The organism is Massilia violaceinigra (assembly GCF_002752675.1).
GTDB classification, from domain to species: domain Bacteria; phylum Pseudomonadota; class Gammaproteobacteria; order Burkholderiales; family Burkholderiaceae_D; genus Telluria_A; species Telluria_A violaceinigra.
Map to the genome: position 1 here is coordinate 2,639,257 of NZ_CP024608.1, position 16,092 is coordinate 2,655,348.

General features: G+C 64.3%; 16 protein-coding genes. 12 read left to right on the forward strand and 4 right to left on the reverse strand.

Annotation, left to right across the window (positions count from 1 at the left end; all coding sequences use genetic code 11):
• Window positions 1-70 precede the first annotated feature (70 nt).
• The 3 genes from CR152_RS12075 to paaX all read right to left on the reverse strand — a co-directional run bounded on the left by CR152_RS12075 (window position 71) and on the right by paaX (window position 2,646).
• A complete protein-coding gene (locus tag CR152_RS12075; RefSeq protein ID WP_099875130.1) occupies window positions 71-331 on the reverse strand; it encodes a DUF2442 domain-containing protein in 261 nt (86 codons plus the stop codon).
• Window positions 332-432: 101 nt separating this feature from the next.
• Window positions 433-1,518 carry a TRAP transporter substrate-binding protein gene (locus CR152_RS12080; RefSeq protein WP_099875131.1) on the reverse strand — a complete coding sequence of 362 codons (1,086 nt, stop codon included), beginning with the start codon at window positions 1,516-1,518 and terminating at the stop codon, window positions 433-435.
• 93 nt (window positions 1,519-1,611) lie between these two features.
• Complete coding sequence (paaX, locus tag CR152_RS12085; RefSeq protein ID WP_099875132.1) at window positions 1,612-2,646, reverse strand: phenylacetic acid degradation operon negative regulatory protein PaaX; 1,035 nt, start codon at window positions 2,644-2,646, stop codon at window positions 1,612-1,614.
• A 202-nt stretch (window positions 2,647-2,848) separates the two neighbouring features.
• Here paaX and paaA point away from each other — a divergent pair, with 202 nt between their 5' ends.
• Genes paaA through paaZ form a run of 12 tightly spaced genes read left to right on the forward strand, consistent with a single transcriptional unit; the run spans window position 2,849 to window position 14,570 of the window.
• Window positions 2,849-3,835 carry a 1,2-phenylacetyl-CoA epoxidase subunit PaaA gene (gene paaA, locus CR152_RS12090; protein ID WP_099875133.1) on the forward strand — a complete coding sequence of 329 codons (987 nt, stop codon included), beginning with the start codon at window positions 2,849-2,851 and terminating at the stop codon, window positions 3,833-3,835.
• 24 nt (window positions 3,836-3,859) lie between these two features.
• Complete coding sequence (gene paaB, locus CR152_RS12095) at window positions 3,860-4,144, forward strand: 1,2-phenylacetyl-CoA epoxidase subunit PaaB (protein WP_099875134.1); 285 nt, start codon at window positions 3,860-3,862, stop codon at window positions 4,142-4,144.
• A gap of 8 nt (window positions 4,145-4,152) precedes the next feature.
• Complete coding sequence (gene paaC / locus CR152_RS12100) at window positions 4,153-4,905, forward strand: 1,2-phenylacetyl-CoA epoxidase subunit PaaC (RefSeq protein ID WP_099882238.1); 753 nt, start codon at window positions 4,153-4,155, stop codon at window positions 4,903-4,905.
• The gene (paaD, locus tag CR152_RS12105; RefSeq protein ID WP_099875135.1) at window positions 4,905-5,423 is read left to right on the forward strand and encodes a 1,2-phenylacetyl-CoA epoxidase subunit PaaD; all 519 of its coding nucleotides are present in this window, start codon (window positions 4,905-4,907) and stop codon (window positions 5,421-5,423) included. Before paaC ends, paaD begins: the two co-directional genes overlap by 1 nt.
• A gap of 7 nt (window positions 5,424-5,430) precedes the next feature.
• Window positions 5,431-6,507: a 1,2-phenylacetyl-CoA epoxidase subunit PaaE gene (gene paaE / locus CR152_RS12110; protein WP_099875136.1), complete on the forward strand. Its 1,077-nt coding sequence runs from the start codon at window positions 5,431-5,433 to the stop codon at window positions 6,505-6,507.
• 26 nt (window positions 6,508-6,533) lie between these two features.
• On the forward strand, window positions 6,534-7,325 hold the full coding sequence (gene paaG, locus CR152_RS12115) for a 2-(1,2-epoxy-1,2-dihydrophenyl)acetyl-CoA isomerase PaaG (protein WP_099875137.1): 792 nt from the start codon (window positions 6,534-6,536) through the stop codon (window positions 7,323-7,325).
• Window positions 7,326-7,327: 2 nt separating this feature from the next.
• Window positions 7,328-8,875 (forward strand): 3-hydroxyacyl-CoA dehydrogenase PaaH, encoded by a 1,548-nt coding sequence (gene paaH, locus CR152_RS12120; RefSeq protein WP_099875138.1) that lies wholly within the window; start codon window positions 7,328-7,330, stop codon window positions 8,873-8,875.
• 3 nt (window positions 8,876-8,878) lie between these two features.
• Window positions 8,879-9,316, forward strand: coding sequence for a hydroxyphenylacetyl-CoA thioesterase PaaI (paaI, locus tag CR152_RS12125; RefSeq protein WP_099875139.1), 438 nt, complete (start codon window positions 8,879-8,881; stop codon window positions 9,314-9,316).
• 10 nt (window positions 9,317-9,326) lie between these two features.
• Window positions 9,327-10,658, forward strand: coding sequence for a phenylacetate--CoA ligase PaaK (gene paaK / locus CR152_RS12130; protein WP_099875140.1), 1,332 nt, complete (start codon window positions 9,327-9,329; stop codon window positions 10,656-10,658).
• 23 nt (window positions 10,659-10,681) lie between these two features.
• Window positions 10,682-11,887 (forward strand): 3-oxoadipyl-CoA thiolase, encoded by a 1,206-nt coding sequence (gene pcaF / locus CR152_RS12135; protein WP_099882240.1) that lies wholly within the window; start codon window positions 10,682-10,684, stop codon window positions 11,885-11,887.
• 10 nt (window positions 11,888-11,897) lie between these two features.
• Entirely contained in the window at window positions 11,898-12,494 is a 597-nt protein-coding gene (paaY, locus tag CR152_RS12140; RefSeq protein WP_099882242.1) for a phenylacetic acid degradation protein PaaY, read from the forward strand.
• Window positions 12,495-12,518: 24 nt separating this feature from the next.
• Complete coding sequence (paaZ, locus tag CR152_RS12145) at window positions 12,519-14,570, forward strand: phenylacetic acid degradation bifunctional protein PaaZ (RefSeq protein ID WP_099875141.1); 2,052 nt, start codon at window positions 12,519-12,521, stop codon at window positions 14,568-14,570.
• A 117-nt stretch (window positions 14,571-14,687) separates the two neighbouring features.
• Here the strand turns inward: paaZ and CR152_RS12150 are convergent, their stop codons facing one another.
• Window positions 14,688-16,088: a DUF1501 domain-containing protein gene (locus CR152_RS12150; protein WP_229413358.1), complete on the reverse strand. Its 1,401-nt coding sequence runs from the start codon at window positions 16,086-16,088 to the stop codon at window positions 14,688-14,690.
• Window positions 16,089-16,092 lie beyond the last annotated feature (4 nt).

Below are 16,092 nucleotides of genomic sequence, written 5' to 3' on the forward strand. Positions count from 1 at the left end.
ATAAGTACGCTACCGCGCGCTCACCACTGTCGTTCCTGCCACTGGCAGAAACGATAGTGGCCAAATCAGCTCAGCAATCGTAATTCATGCTGTCGCGCGGATACGCCATCGGATTGCGGATCGCCTCCAGCGTCAGGTCGACATCGAGCTCCGGCCAGTACACCCGTCCGGTGCTCACGCACCTGACCCGGCAGATCTGCGCAATGGTCGCGTGCTCGAAGACCGGAAACTCCACAAACGGCAAGTACAGCTCTTCCTCGCCACACTGCAGCCAGAAGCCGTGCGGGCTCAGGCTCGTCACGTCGGCGCAGGAAAAATAGATGCCATCCATAGTTAATCCCCGGTAAGCGACGCACCCAGGCAGGGTCGCCCGCATCGAAGGTATCAAATGCGCCGGCCGATTCGTTTGACCTGGCGCAAATGAGCCTAAAGCTATTTTCTTCCTATCGAAATCATATAGTTCTGCATCACCTGCTCCGACACCGAGGCCCACATGTTCTGGTCGTTGCGGAACCGCTTCCACGGATCGTACACTTTTTTGAACTTTGCGTTCCTTGACGCTTCCTCTTCCATGACCTGGGTCGAGATCTTGTACGCCTCGTCCATGATCGCCTTGGAGAAGGTGTGCAGCTTGGCCCCGTTCTTGATCAGGCGCGCCAGTGCCTGCGGATTCTTGGTGTCGTACTCGGCCTGCATCGTCACGTGGCACTCGAAACTGGCCGCTTCCACCGCCGCCTTGTACTGCGCGGGCAGCTTTTCCCATTCCTTGATATTGATGTAGAACGACAGCTGCGGCCCGGCTTCCCACCAGCCCGGCGCGTAGTAGTGCGGCGCCACCTTGGCCAGGCCGAGCTTTTCATCGTCGTACGGGCCGACCCACTCGGCCGCGTCGATCGTGCCTTTTTCCAGCGCCGCATACACGTCGCCGGCCGGAATCTGCTGCGGCACCGCGCCCATGCGCTCCATCACGCGGCCGGCGAAACCGGCGATGCGGATCTTCATGCCCTTGACGTCGGCCAGCGACTTGATCTCCTTGCGGTACCAGCCGCCCATCTGCGTGCCCGTGTTGCCGGCCATGAAGTTGACGATGCCGTAGCCCTTGAAGAAGTCGCGCATCAGTTCACGCCCGCCGCCCTGGTCGAACCAGGCGGTCTGCTGGCGCGAGGTGAGGCCGAACGGCACCGCGCAATCGAAAGCAAACGTGGCGTCCTTGCCGAAGTAGTAGTACGACGGCGTGTGGCCCATTTCGACCGTGCCCGCCTGCACCGCATCCATCACCTGCAGGCCCGGCACGATATCGCCGGCGGCGAACTGGCGGATCTGGAAGCGCCCGCCGGTCAGGTCCGCCACGCGCTTGGTGAATGCCTCGGCCGAGCCGAAGATGGTATCGAGCGACTTGGGAAAGCTCGACGCCATGCGCCATTTGACTTCAGGATTAATTTGCGCCAGCGCCGGCGCGGCGACGACGCCGGCCGTGGCGCCGATCGCGCTTTTGGTGAGGAAGGAACGACGTTGCATGACAGTCTCCGAGTTTTTTGTAATGTGGCTGAGGGACGTGTGCCCAATTGTAGCCGCTTGTACGCGCAAAAGTTGCGTGTAATTGTAGCGTCGCTATCGCGGCGCCGGCGACGCAGTTTGCGCGTCGCTTAGCGCCTCGCCTTGCACGTCGCTTAGCGCCTCGCCTTGCGCGTCGCATAGCGCGTCGCCTTGCGCGCCGCCATCGGTCAGCCCGCCGAAGCGCTGGAAGAAACCGGCGTCGGCGTGCGGCGCGCCATCGTCCTCGCGCCGCAGGGTAGCCATGATGTGCGCTTCGGCGCCCGCGTATGTACGCGCATACACGGCGCGCGCCAGTTCGTAGGCGCTGCTGCCCGGCCATGGATCGGGCAGCAGTTCGATCGGCAGCATCGGGTCGTGCAGCTGCACGCGCCGGTACGCATGGACCAGCAAGGTGCGGATCACGAACGCCTGCTCGGGCGCGAGCACGGCATCGGCGTCCACTAGCTCCAGCAAGGGCGAAAAGCGCGCGATGAAGTGACGGTAGCCGTCGACCACGCCGGACAAATCCCAGCCTTCCTGCACCAGGTCCTGCAGCGGCCTGCTTGATACGCCCGGCAGCGCGCTGGCCCGGCACACGAACAGCTTGTCCTTCACGCCCACGCGCGCGAGCAGTTCTTCGAGAATGGCGGCATTGCTGGCCGGGTGGCCGAACATGCCCGGCGCGATCATGGCATAGCCCTCCCACAGCATTTCCTTGCGCAGCAGCGCGCGCTCGGGCGCGTCGATGCTGCCGGCGCCGGAGAGCACCAGCGTCCAGTTGCCGTCCCAGTGCGCGGCCAGCGGCGCGTAAATACGCCGGTTGGCGCGCTCGAAGCGGGGCAGCGCTTGCGGCAGGATGGCGTAGGAACTGCGGCGCCCGTCCCGGTTGGCCACCAGCCAGCCTTCCTGCGCCAGCCGGAACACGCTGGTGCGCAGCAGGCGGTCGTTGACGCCGAAGGGCGCCAGCAACTCGATCAGGCTGCCGAGCCAGATGGTGCCGCCGTGCGGGGCGATGGCGTCGCCGAAGATCGTCATCACAAGGGACTTGGAACGGGGCGGATCGCTGGCGAGAAAATCGGCGATCCATGCTGTGCTGGTAAGTTGTTTCATGGGTGCATGGTCTGGCGCGGTAGGGGTGATTGTCAAGCAAAGCAGGCATTTACTTTGCCGCCTGATCGGCGCAGCATGGTTTTTTTGCCATCGCCTCCATCTTAATCGGATACACATATACAATACGACTCAATTAATCTGTGTACTTCTGATTTTACGTATCGTATTATCGCTCGATCGCCTTTGCAATGGGAGAAGCACCATGTACGCACAACTCGTAGAAACCGGCCTCAAGAAAGTCCAGAGTGCCGAGGACATGGATGAGCAGGAGCGCGAGTTCCAGGCGCGCATCGATGCCGGCGTGAAGATCGAAGCCAAGGACTGGATGCCCGAGGCTTACCGCAAGACCCTGATCCGCCAGATTTCCCAGCACGCGCACTCCGAAATCGTTGGCCAGCTGCCTGAAGGCAACTGGGTCACGCGCGCGCCAACGCTCAAGCGCAAGTCGATCCTGCTGGCCAAGATCCAGGACGAGGCGGGGCACGGGCTGTATCTGTACAGCGCCGCCGAAACGCTGGGCGTCTCGCGCGACGAGCTGCTGGCCGCCCTCCATTCGGGCAAGGCCAAGTATTCGAGCATCTTCAATTACCCGACCCTGTCGTGGGCCGACATGGGCGCCGTGGGCTGGCTGGTCGACGGCTCGGCCATCATCAACCAGATCCCGCTGTGCCGCTGCTCGTACGGGCCGTACGCGCGCGCCATGATCCGCGTCTGCAAGGAAGAATCGTTCCACGCGCGCCAGGGCTACGACATCATGATGAGCCTCGCCAAGGGCACGCCCGAACAAAAGGCGATGGCGCAGGATGCGCTGAACCGCTGGTGGTGGCCTTCCTTGATGATGTTCGGCCCATCCGACGCCGAATCGGTCAACAGCGCGCAGTCGGCGCAGTGGCGCATCAAACTGTTCTCGAACGACGAACTGCGCCAGCGTATGGTCGACCAGACCGTGCCCCAGGCCGAGTACCTTGGCCTGACGGTGCCCGATCCGGACCTCAAATTCAATGCCGAGACGGGTCACTACGAATTCGGCGAGATCGACTGGAGCGAGTTCCAGAACGTCTTGAAGGGGAACGGCCCGTGCAACCGCGAGCGCCTGCGCACGCGCGTGAAGGCGTACGACGACGGCGCCTGGTTCCGCGATGCGCTGGTCGCCTACGCCGACAAGAAATCGGCGCGCACTGCCGCTTAAGTTTCACCACATCGGAGAATAAAAATGAGTAAAGAATGGCCCCTGTGGGAAGTCTTCATCCGCAGCCAGCATGGCCTGGCCCACAAGCACGTGGGCAGCCTGCACGCGTCCGACGCCGAAATGGCGGTCAATAACGCGCGCGACGTCTACACGCGCCGCAACGAAGGCGTGTCGATCTGGGTCGTGCGCGCCGCCGACATCGTCGCCAGCAGCCCGGGCGACAAGTCGGCCCTGTTCGAGCCGTCCAACAACAAAGTCTATCGCCACCCGACCTTCTTCCCGATGCCGGAAGAAGTCAAGAACCTGTGAGCGTGCCTGTGGATCAGAAAATCGAATACCTGCTGCGCCAGGGCGACAACGCCCTGATTCTGTCGCAGCAGCTGTCCAAACTGTGCGGCAAGGGGCCGGCGCTCGAAGAAGACATGGCGCTGACCAACGTCGCCCTCGACCTGCTCGGCCAGACCCGCATGTGGCTGACCTACGCCGGCGAACTGGAAGGGCGCGGGCGCACCGAAGACCAGCTGGCCTTCCTGCGCGACGCCCATGACATGCGCTGCTGCCTGATCGTCGAACAGCCCAACGGCAATTACGCCGACACCATGGTGCGCCAGTTTTACTTCGACACCTGGCACTACTTCCTGATGCAGGGCCTGGCCAAGTCGGTTGATGCGCGCATCGCGGAGATTGCCGAAAAGTCGATCAAGGAAATCACCTACCACCTGCGCCGCAGCGGTGACCTGATCGTGCGCCTCGGCGACGGCACGCCCGACAGCCACGCCAAGACCCAGGCCGCCGTCAACGAACTGTGGATGTACAGCGGCGAGATGTTCCTCTACGACGCCATCGACGACGCCATGGTGGAACAGGGAGTCGCGCCCGCCGCCGACGGCCTGCGCGCGGCCTTCATCGAACACGTGTCCGAGATCTTCGCCGAAGCCACGTTGACGATGCCCGACCCGGCAGCGTGGATGCAGCGCGGCGGCAAAACCGGCCGCCACAGCGAGCACCTGGGCTACATCCTGGCCGAAATGCAGTTCCTGCAGCGCTCCTATCCCGGGGCCGAGTGGTAATGAGCACGCAGCCGGCCAGCACGGAACAGGTCTGGGCCTGGCTGGGCGAGGTCAGCGACCCGGAGATCCCCGTGATCTCGGTGGTCGACCTGGGTATCGTGCGCGCGGTCGCGTGGGAAGAGACCACCTGCGTGGTCACCATCACGCCCACGTACTCCGGCTGCCCGGCCATGACGGTGATCGCCGATTCGGTGCGCGATGCGCTGCACAGCCACGGCGTGCCCGAGGTGCGGCTGGTGAACCAGCTCTCGCCGGCGTGGACCACCGACTGGATGAGCGACACCGGCAAGGCCGCGCTGAAAGGCTACGGCATTGCCCCGCCGGCGCAGCAGGCGATGGACATCAGCGGCCTGCGCTTGGGCGTCAAGCGCGTGGCGGCGCCGAAGCTGGTCGTCATCTGCCCCAATTGCGGTTCAAGCCATACGGAGCTGACCAGCCAATTCGGCTCGACGCCGTGCAAGGCCCTCTACAAGTGCCTGGACTGCCGCGAACCGTTCGATTATTTCAAATGCCACTAAGGCTGTTATGAGCAAATTCTATCCACTGACCGTCGCCAAGGTGCGCAACGAAACGCGCGACACCATCGCCGTCACCTTCGCCGTGCCGGACGAACTGGCCGCCAGCTTCGCCTACCAGCAGGGCCAGCACCTGACGCTGCGCGCGCAGATCGGCGACGAAGACGTGCGCCGCTCCTACTCCATCTGTTCGGCGGTGCAGGACGGCGCGCTGCGCGTGGCCATCAAGCGCACCCAGGGCGGGCTGTTTTCGAGCTGGGCCAATGAACACCTGAAGGTCGGCGCGGTGCTCGACGTGATGCCGCCGATGGGGCACTTCAACGTGCCGCTGGCAGCGGATAACGCGCGCCACTACGTCGCCTTTGCGGCCGGCAGCGGCATCACGCCGATCCTGTCGATCATCAAGACCACGCTCCTGACCGAACCGAAAAGCCGTTTCACGCTCTTCTACGGGAACCGCGCCTCGTCGTCCGTCATCTTCAAGGAAGAACTGACCGACCTCAAAGACAGCTACATGGAGCGCCTCAACCTGGCCTACGTGATGAGCCGCGAGCAGCAGGACATTGAGCTCTTCAACGGCCGCATCACCAAGGAGAAGTGCGAGCAGTTCATCAAGCACTGGATTCGCATCGAGGATATCGACATCGCCTTCATCTGCGGCCCGGAAGACATGATGCACGGCGTCTCGGCGGCGCTGCAGGAAGCCGGCATGCCGAAGCAGAATATCAAGGTGGAGCTGTTCGCCGCCAGCATTCCGAAGCACCAGCACAAGCCGCGCCAGTTCGACGCGCTGGTGCGCAACGAGACCGAGGTCACCGTTATTTTGGACGGCAACCATACCAGCTTCACGATGGACAAGGACAAGGAATCGATCCTCGATGCCGGCCTGCGCGCCGGCATCGACATGCGCTACTCGTGCAAGGGTGGCGTGTGCTCGACCTGCCGCTGCAAGCTGCTCGACGGTAAGGTCGACATGGACGTGAACTACGCGCTGGAAGATTACGAAATCGCGCGCGGTTTCGTGTTGAGCTGCCAGAGCTTCCCGGTGACAGACAAAGTAGTCGTCGATTTCGACCAGCACGAATAATCCAACCCAAAAGAACAGGACGCGCCATGAACTACGAAAACATCAAGTTCCAGATCGAGCACGGCATCGCCACCCTGACCCTGAACCGTCCCGACAAGCTCAATAGCTTCACGCAGGCGATGCACCTGGAGGTGCGTTCCGCGCTGGCCGCGGTGCAGGCCGATCCCACGGTGCGCGTGCTGCTGCTCACCGGTGCCGGGCGCGGTTTCTGCGCCGGCCAGGATTTGTCGGACCGCGCGGTCGAACCGGGTGCTGAAGGCGTGGACCTGGGCCACTCGGTCGAAACCTACTACGCACCGCTGGTGATGACCCTGCGCTCGCTGCCGATGCCGGTCATCTGCGCCGTCAACGGCGTGGCCGCCGGCGCGGGCGCCAACCTGGCGCTGGCCTGCGACATCGTTATCGCCGCCAAATCGGCCAGCTTCGTCGAAGTGTTCTGCAAACTGGGCCTCATTCCCGACACCGGCGGCACCTGGCACCTTCCGCGCCTGGTCGGCCACGCGCGCGCCATGGGCATGGCCCTGCTGGGTGAAAAAATCCCGGCCGAACTGGCCGGGCAATGGGGCCTGATCTGGAAGGCCGTTGCCGACACCGCCCTGATGGACGATGCGATGGCCATGGCCGAACACTTCGCCGTGGCCCCGACCAAGGGCCTGGCTTTCACCAAGCGCGCCATCCAGGCCAGCTACGCCAACAGCTTGCCCGAACAGCTCAAGCTGGAAGGCGAGATGATGCGCGAACTCGGTTACAGCCACGATTACCGCGAAGGCGTGACCGCCTTCATCGAGAAGCGCACGCCGCACTTCATGGGGGAATGAGCATGGCAGCACTGGAACAAGGCAGCATCGTCGCCGTCATCGGCAGTGGCGCCATGGGCGCCGGCATCGCGCAGGTGGCGGCCGCCGCCGGCTACCCGGTCAAGCTGTTCGACACGCGCCCCGAAGCGGTCGAGAAGGCGATTGCCGATATCGGCAAGGTCTACACAACGCTGGTGGAAAAAGGCCGCATGAGCGGCGAGGCGGCGATTGCGGCGCGTGCGCGCCTGCACAGCGTGGCGACCCTGAAAGAAGTCGATGACGCGGCCCTGGTGGTCGAAGCCATCGTCGAAAACCTGGATGTGAAGCGCATGCTGTTCGCCGACCTTGAAAATGTGGTCGGCGACGACTGCATTTTGGCGACCAATACCTCGTCGATTTCGGTCACGGCGATTGCCGCGCAGCTGCGCCGCCCGCAACGCCTGGTCGGCATGCACTTCTTTAACCCGGTGCCGCTGATGGCGCTGGTCGAAGTGATCAGCGGCCTGGCCACCGATCCGGCCGTCGCCGCGACGGTGTACGCCACCGCCACCGCCTGGGGCAAGAACCCGGTGCACGCCAAGTCCACGCCAGGCTTCATCGTCAACCGCGTGGCGCGTCCGTTCTACGCCGAAGGCCTGCGCCTGTTGCAGGAGCAGGCCGCCGATGCCGCCACCCTGGACGCGGTCATGCGCGACTGCGGCGGCTTTCGCATGGGCCCATTCGAGCTGATGGACCTGATCGGGCATGACGTCAATTTTTCGGTCACGCAGTCGGTGTTCAACGCCTACTTCGGCGACCCGCGCTTTACGCCGTCGGTGCTGCAGCAGGAAATGGTCAACGCCGGCTTCTTCGGGCGCAAATCGGGGCGCGGCTTTTACCACTATGGCGAGAGCGCGGCCAAGGCAGCGGCCAGCCAGGAGGCGGCACATGCGCGTCCGGAAGTGGTCAGCATCAGCATCGATGCCGACGTGCCGGACACCGTGACGCATCCGCTGGAACAGCGCCTGGCCGGTGCCGGCTTCACGGTAGGCCACCGCAAGCCGCTGCCGAATGCGGGCGAAAACGAGGCGCCGGCTTTCCACTGCAATGGCGCCGCCATCTTCCTCACCGACGGGCGTAGCGCCACCGAGCGCGCCAGCGCCAACCGCCATCCGGATACGGTGCTGTTCGACCTCGCGCTCGATTACGGCAAGGCGACCCGCATCGCCCTGGCGCGCGCCGACCAGTGCAGCGACACCGCCTGGAACGCGGCGGTCGGCCTGTTCCAGGCGGCCGGCTTCGTGGTGACTCGCCTGGACGACGTGCCTGGCATGGCGGTCATGCGCACCGTCGCCATGCTCGCCAACGAAGCGGCCGACGCGGTCAACCAGGGCGTGTGCACCGTCCCGGCGGTCGACATCGCGATGCAAAAGGGCGTCAACTATCCGCGCGGGCCGCTGGCGTGGGCCAATGCGGTCGGCATCGCGCATATCGTGAGCGTGCTGGCCAACCTGGCGGCCGCGTATGGCGAGGACCGCTACCGTGTCTCGCCGCTGCTGCGCCGCAAACTCGCCAATGGAAACGGCTTCTGACCCATGCAAACTGACCCTCAGGCGCTGGCCGAACTGGCCGGCAAAACCATGTTCGAGCGCGATCCCGCCAGCCAGGCGCTCGGCATGCTGCTCGCTGAAATCCGTCCCGGTTACGCGCGCATGACGATGCCGGTGCGCTTCGACATGCTCAATGGCCACCAGACCTGCCACGGCGGCTACATCTTCATGCTGGCCGACAGCGCCTTTGCCTTCGCCTGCAATTCGCACAACCTGAACACCGTGGGTGCGGGCTGCACCATCGATTACCTGGCCCCGGGCCGCGAAGGCGATCTGCTGACGGCCGAAGCGACCGAGCAGGCGCTGGCCGGTAAAACCGGCGTGTATGACATCAAGGTCACCAACCAGGACGGCCGCACGGTCGCCCTGTTCCGCGGCAAATCGCACCGCGTGGCCGGCAACGTGGCCGAACTTCCTCAATAAGGAGAACAGCATGGTCCAACGCACGCCCGCTCCCGGCGACCTGGAGCCGATCGAACGCGCCAGCCGCGACGAACTGCAAGCGATGCAGCTCGAACGCATGAAATGGTCGCTCAGGCACGCCTACGACAACGTGCCGCACTACCGCGCCGCGTTCGACGCCGCCGGCGTGCATCCGGACGACTTGCGCACCCTGGCGGACCTGGCCAAATTTCCCTTCACCGACAAGAAGACCCTGCGCGACAATTATCCCTTCGGCCTGTTCGCGGTCCCGCGCGAGAAGGTGGTGCGCATCCATGCCTCGTCCGGGACCACCGGCAAGGCGACCGTGGTGGGCTACACGCAAAAGGATATCGACACCTGGGCCAACGTGGTGGCGCGCTCGATCCGCGCCGCCGGTGGGCGAGCGGGCGACATGGTGCACGTCTCGTACGGCTATGGCCTGTTCACCGGCGGGCTGGGTGCGCATTACGGCGCCGAGCGCCTGGGTTGCACCGTGATCCCGATGTCGGGCGGGCAGACCGAAAAGCAGGTGCAGCTGATCTGCGACTTCAAGCCCGACATCATCATGGTCACGCCCTCGTACATGTTGAACATCATCGAGGAATTCACGCGCCAGGGGCTCGACCCGGCGGCGTCGTCGCTCAAGGTCGGCATTTTTGGCGCGGAGCCGTGGACCGACGCCATGCGCGGCGAAATCGAACGGCGCGCCGGCATCGACGCGGTCGATATCTATGGCCTGTCCGAAGTGATGGGGCCGGGCGTGGCCAGCGAGTGCATCGAGAGCAAGGATGGTCCGGTGATCTGGGAAGACCATTTTTACCCCGAGGTGATCGATCCGGATACTGGCGAAGTGCTCCCCGACGGCGCCGAGGGCGAGCTGGTGTTCACTTCGCTCACCAAGGAAGCGCTGCCGATCATCCGCTACCGCACGCGCGACCTCACGCGCCTGCTGCCGCCGACCTCGCGCGCGATGCGCCGCATGGGAAAAATCAGCGGCCGCTCGGACGACATGCTGATCATCCGCGGGGTGAACGTATTCCCCAGCCAGATCGAAGAACTGATCCTCCAGATGCCGCAGCTCGCGCCCCACTACCAGCTGGTGGTCTCGCGCGACGGCCATCTGGACAAGCTCGATGTGGTGGCCGAACTGCGCGATGGGTTACACAACCCCGCTCAATCGCAGGATGCCATCGCCGCCCTGGCGCGCGAGCTTGAACACCGCATCAAGACCTATGTGGGCGTGACCACGCGGGTGAACCTGCTGCCGGCCAACGGCATCGAGCGCACCCTGACCGGCAAGGCCCGGCGCGTGATCGACCAGCGCCCGAAATCATCGAATTGAATCAAGGAGCACCTGTGAGCAAACTGACCGACGCCTTTATCTGCGACGCCATCCGTACCCCGTTCGGCCGCTACGGCGGTTCCTTGTCCGGCGTGCGCGCCGACGACCTGGCCGCGCTGCCGATCGCCGCCCTGATGGCGCGCAATCCCGGCGTGGACTGGACAGCCGTGGACGACCTGTATTTCGGCTGCGCCAACCAGGCCGGCGAAGACAACCGCAACGTGGCCCGCATGGCCGCTTTGCTGGCCGGGCTACCGCCGGAAGTCCCGGCCAGCACCATCAACCGCCTGTGCGGCTCCAGCCTGGACGCCGTGGGCATTGCGGCGCGCGCCATCAAGGCTGGCGAAGCGAACCTGATCATCGCCGGCGGCGTCGAAAGCATGACGCGCGCGCCGTTCGTCATGGGCAAGGCCGACAGCGCATTTTCGCGCGCGGCCAGGATCGAAGACACGACCATGGGCTGGCGCTTCATCAATCCGCTCATGAAAGAAAAATACGGCATCGATTCGATGCCCGAAACGGCCGAAAACGTGGCGAAGGAATTTAACATCAGCCGCGCCGACCAGGATGCGTTTGCCCTGCGCAGCCAGCAGCGCTGGGCCGCCGCCCACGCCGCCGGGGTGTTCAAGGATGAAATCGTTCCCGTCACGATCCCCCAGAAAAAGGGCGAGTCGCGCGTGTTCGACACCGACGAGCATCCGCGTCCCGATACCAGCATCGAGATGCTGGCCAAACTGAAAGGCGTGGTCACCCCAAGCGGCACCGTCACCGCCGGTAACGCGTCGGGCATCAACGATGGCGCCTGCGCCATCCTGATCGCCTCCGGCAGCGCCGCCGAACGCTTTGGCCTGACGCCGCGCGCGCGTATCGTCGGCATGGCCATGGCGGGTCTCGCGCCGCGCATCATGGGCTTCGGGCCGTCGCCGGCGACCAAAAAGGTGCTGGCGATGACCGGCCTGACCATCGGCCAGATGGATGTGATCGAACTCAATGAAGCTTTCGCTGCGCAGGGCCTGGCGGTCACGCGCGACCTGGGCCTGGCCGACGACGCCGCGCATGTCAACCCGAACGGCGGCGCTATCGCCATCGGCCACCCGCTGGGCGCCTCGGGCGCGCGCCTGGTACTGGCCGCCGTCAACCAGTTGCACCGCACGGGCGGGCGCTATGCGCTGTGCACGATGTGCATCGGCGTCGGGCAGGGCATTGCCCTCGTCATCGAAAAAGTATAAGGTGCGCGCCATGGTCAAGGTCTACGCAATCAATGGCGTCACGCCGGTGGTCCATCCGAGCGCCTACGTGCATCCGAGCGCGGTGCTGATCGGCGATGTGATCGTCGGTCCGCGCTGCTATGTCGGGCCGCTGGCATCGATGCGTGGCGACTTTGGCCGGCTGATCCTGGAAGAAGGCGCGAACCTGCAGGATACCTGCGTGATGCACGGCTTTCCCGGTGAAGACACGGTGGTCGAAATCGATGGCCACATCGGCCACGGCGCCGTGCTGCACGGCTGCCGCATCAAGCGCAACGCCATGGTCGGCATGAATGCGGTCGTGATGGACCGCGCCGTGGTGGGCGAGGAATCAATCGTCGCCGCGATGAGTTTTGTGAAGGCCGGCATGCTGATCCCGCCACGCAGCATGGTGATGGGTACGCCCGCGCGTATCATGCGCGAGCTCACGGACGAGGAAATCAGCTGGAAAAGCTTCGGCACGAAGCAGTACCACGACCTGGCGGTCCGCTCGATGGAGACGATGCGCGAAGTCGAGGCGCTGACCGAAGTCGAACCAGACCGCGCGCGCATCGACCTGGGTCCTGACATGCACGCCCCTAAAGAATAAAACAGAGAATTTGGAGAAGACACAATGCAAACCATATCTACCCTGCAAAGCCTGATCGGCGGCCGCTGGCTTGGCGCCGAAGCGTCGGTGCCGCTGCACAGCGCACTCAATAACAGCCTGATTTACCACACTCACGCCGAAAAAATCGATTTCGACGAAGCAGTGACCTACGCGCGCAGGACTGGCGTGCCGGCCCTGATGTCGCTCGACTTCCAGAAGCGCGCCGCCTGCCTTAAATCCCTGGCGCTGTATCTGATGGAGCGCAAGGAAGAGTTGTACGCGGTCTCGCACCTGACCGGCGCCACCCGCCCGGACAGCTGGGTCGATATCGAAGGCGGCATCGGCACCCTGTTCGCCTACGCCAGCATGGGCAGCCGCGAACTCCCGTCGAGCAACGTGCTGCACGAAGGTCCGGCGCTCGCCCTCGGCAAGAACGGCGGCTTCGCCGGCACCCACATCCTGGTGCCGCGCGGCGGTCTGGCGGTGCACATCAACGCCTTCAACTTCCCGATCTGGGGGCTGCTCGAAAAATTCGCGCCGAGTTTTCTCGCGGCGATGCCGTGCATCGGCAAGCCGGCCACCGCCACCAGCTACCTGACCGAAGCCGTGGTGCGCATGATGGACGATTCCGGCCTGCTGCCGAAAGGCGCGCTGCAACTGGTCATCGGCAGCACCGGCGACCTGCTCGACCGCCTGACCGGCGCCGATGTGGTGACCTTCACCGGGTCTGCCGACACCGCCGCCAAGCTGCGCGTGAACAAGAACCTGATCGCCCACTCGGTACCGTTCACCGCCGAAGCCGATTCGCTCAACTGCGCCATCCTGGGGCCGGACGTGACGCCCGACGATGTGGAGTTCGACCTGTTCGTCAAGGAAGTCGCGCGCGAAATGACCGGCAAGGCGGGCCAGAAGTGCACCGCGATCCGCCGCATCATCGTGCCCAAGCAGCATGTGGAAGCGGTCGGCGAACGCCTGCGCGAGCGCCTGGCCAAGATCGTCGTGGGCGACCCTTCGGTGAAAGAGGTGCGTATGGGCGCACTGGCCTCGATGGACCAGCACCGCGATGTCAGCGAGCGGGTCGAGATGCTCGCGCGCGGCAACGAGATCCTGTTCGGCGCCAAGGATGGTTTCAATCCGGTGGGCGAGGGCGCGGCGAATGGCGCCTTCTTCTCGCCGACCTTGCTGCTGTGCCGCGACGGCATGAGCAACGACGCCGTGCACGACATCGAAGCCTTCGGCCCGGTCAGCACGATGATGACCTATTCGGACCTGGATGAAGCCCTGGTGCTGGCCGCGCGCGGCAAGGGAAGTCTGGTCAGCACCTTGGTGACCAAGGACACGGCCATTGCGGCGCGCGCGGTGCCGGTGGCGGCGGCCACGCACGGCCGTGTGCTGGTGCTCGAGCGTGAAGCGGCTGTCGATTCGACCGGTCACGGTTCGCCCCTGCCGCAGTTGAAGCATGGCGGTCCGGGACGCGCCGGTGGCGGCGAGGAGCTGGGCGGCATTCGCGCGGTGCGCCACTTCCTGCAGCGCGCCGCGGTACAGGGTTCGCCGACCATGCTGGCGGCGATCACGGGCGAGTACGTGCGCGGCGCGGCCGTGCGCGAGGAAGCCCTGCACCCGTTCCGCAAGTATTTCGAGGAACTGCAGATGGGCGACTCGCTGCTCACGCACCGGCGCACGGTGAGCGAGGCCGATATCGTCAACTTCGGCGGGATTTCGGGCGACTATTTTTACATGCACTTCGACGAGATCGCGGCCAAGGATTCGCAGTTCGGCAAGCGCATCGCGCACGGCTACTTTGTGCTGTCGGCGGCGGCGGGGCTGTTTGTGTCGCCGGCACCGGGCCCGGTGCTGGCCAACTACGGGCTGGATAATCTGCGGTTTATCACGCCGGTGGCCATCGGCGACACGATCCGCGCGCGCTTGACGTGCAAGCGCAAGGTGGATCGCAACCGCACCGACGACAAGGGCGTGGGGCAGGGCGTGGTGGCGTGGGATGTGCAGGTCACCAATCAGAATGATGAACTGGTGGCCAGTTATGACATTCTGACGCTGGTGATGAAGAAGGGGTGATTAGAGTAGAACGCAGGTTGCCTGAACCTTTTTAACCGCGACACTCAAAACCGTCATTCCTGCCATTGGCAGAAATGACGGTTTTTAAGGTAACGGTACTGTTAGCTGTACAGCTCTTTACACGAACCCGAGATTACGCGTACTGGCGTTGTAATTCCCCAGATTCGGCAACAGCGCCAGCAATTCGCTGTTCGACACCCCCAGCCACGCGCCCATCGTGGCGGCGAACTGGTCGACCGATGTCGTCGGCAACAAACGTCCCTGGCCGACATCATCCGGTCCGCCATTGGCCACCACCGGCGCGGTGCCGTAAAAGCGCTTGCCCTTGACCGCGCCACCCATCACGAAGTGCATGCTGCCCCAGCCATGATCGGAGCCGTCGGCATTGCCCGCCATCGTGCGTCCGAAGTCGGACGCGGTGAACGTGGTCACTTTTTCGGCCACGCCCAGTTCCACCGTCGCCGCGTAAAACGCCGCCATCGCGTCACCCAGTTTGGTCATCAGCGCCGGGTGATTGGTCAGCATGCCGTCGTGCGTGTCGAAACCACCCATGGATACGAAAAACACTTGCCGTTTCGCACCCAGGGTCGGGCCGGCGGCGATCATGCGCGCGACCAGTTTCAGCTGGTCGCCCAGGTTGTTCGCGGTCGGGAACGCCGTTTTCGGCGCCGGCGTCGAGCTCAGGGCGCCGGTCAGCACTTCATTGGCTTCGATCGAACGCTTGCCGATGCGGTTGTATTCGTTTTCCAGCATGTGGCTGCGCTGCTGGGTCATCAACGTGCGCAGCGCCGCCGAGGAACTTGCCGAGCCGAACAACGGATTCTTGAGTCCCGCCAGCGGCACCGAGCCACTGGTCGATACCTGGTATTGCACCGCCGTATTGCCCGACAAGAACACGGCATTGTTCGAGACGTTGATGCAGGTAAAGGTCGAATGCGTATTGCTCGCCTGGAACAGGTCGCCGATGCGGCCGCCCCAGCCGGAGGTAGCGCCTTCCGGCGACGACGACTGGAAGACCGATTGCTGGTCGTTGTGCGAAAACAGTTTCGGCGGCAGGCGGCCGGACTTGTTGGTGAACTGGAGCTTGGTGGTGGGCTGTACCAGATTGCCCACGTTCAACATCACGGCCAGTTTTCCGTCGTTAAACAGCGGGACCAGCGGCGCCAGGGCGGGAGCCAGGGCGTACTGGTGCTGGAAGCCGGCCGAGTCCACCGGCACCACGGTCGGGTTCAGCGCGGTCGCGGCCAGCGCGGCGCGGCTGTGCGCGAAGTTGGGGCGGAACGACTGGTATTTCGCGTGGCTGTCGGGATCGTAGGGCGTGACGGTGTTGGCATAGTCGTTGCCGCCGTACAGAAACACGCAGACCAGTGCCTTGTAGTCGGTGGCCGTGGCGGCACTTGCCTCGGCCATGGCGGCGACGTTGATTGCCCACGGCGCGGCAACGCCGGCGACCGACAGCGCGGAAGCGCGTTGTAGAAAGGCGCGGCGCGATGCGTTGGTTCCATTTTTATTTTGCATGGCT

Bases quoted from the DNA above. Each gene is read 5' to 3' on its own strand.
- CR152_RS12075 (WP_099875130.1), bottom strand. From the start codon at position 331: ATGGATGGCATCTATTTTTCCTGCGCCGACGTGACGAGCCTGAGCCCG.
- CR152_RS12080 (WP_099875131.1), bottom strand. From the start codon at position 1,518: ATGCAACGTCGTTCCTTCCTCACCAAAAGCGCGATCGGCGCCACGGCC.
- paaX (WP_099875132.1), bottom strand. From the start codon at position 2,646: ATGAAACAACTTACCAGCACAGCATGGATCGCCGATTTTCTCGCCAGC.
- paaA (WP_099875133.1), top strand. From the start codon at position 2,849: ATGTACGCACAACTCGTAGAAACCGGCCTCAAGAAAGTCCAGAGTGCC.
- paaB (WP_099875134.1), top strand. From the start codon at position 3,860: ATGAGTAAAGAATGGCCCCTGTGGGAAGTCTTCATCCGCAGCCAGCAT.
- paaD (WP_099875135.1), top strand. From the start codon at position 4,905: ATGAGCACGCAGCCGGCCAGCACGGAACAGGTCTGGGCCTGGCTGGGC.
- paaE (WP_099875136.1), top strand. From the start codon at position 5,431: ATGAGCAAATTCTATCCACTGACCGTCGCCAAGGTGCGCAACGAAACG.
- paaG (WP_099875137.1), top strand. From the start codon at position 6,534: ATGAACTACGAAAACATCAAGTTCCAGATCGAGCACGGCATCGCCACC.
- paaH (WP_099875138.1), top strand. From the start codon at position 7,328: ATGGCAGCACTGGAACAAGGCAGCATCGTCGCCGTCATCGGCAGTGGC.
- paaI (WP_099875139.1), top strand. From the start codon at position 8,879: ATGCAAACTGACCCTCAGGCGCTGGCCGAACTGGCCGGCAAAACCATG.
- paaK (WP_099875140.1), top strand. From the start codon at position 9,327: ATGGTCCAACGCACGCCCGCTCCCGGCGACCTGGAGCCGATCGAACGC.
- paaY (WP_099882242.1), top strand. From the start codon at position 11,898: ATGGTCAAGGTCTACGCAATCAATGGCGTCACGCCGGTGGTCCATCCG.
- paaZ (WP_099875141.1), top strand. From the start codon at position 12,519: ATGCAAACCATATCTACCCTGCAAAGCCTGATCGGCGGCCGCTGGCTT.
- CR152_RS12150 (WP_229413358.1), bottom strand. From the start codon at position 16,088: ATGCAAAATAAAAATGGAACCAACGCATCGCGCCGCGCCTTTCTACAA.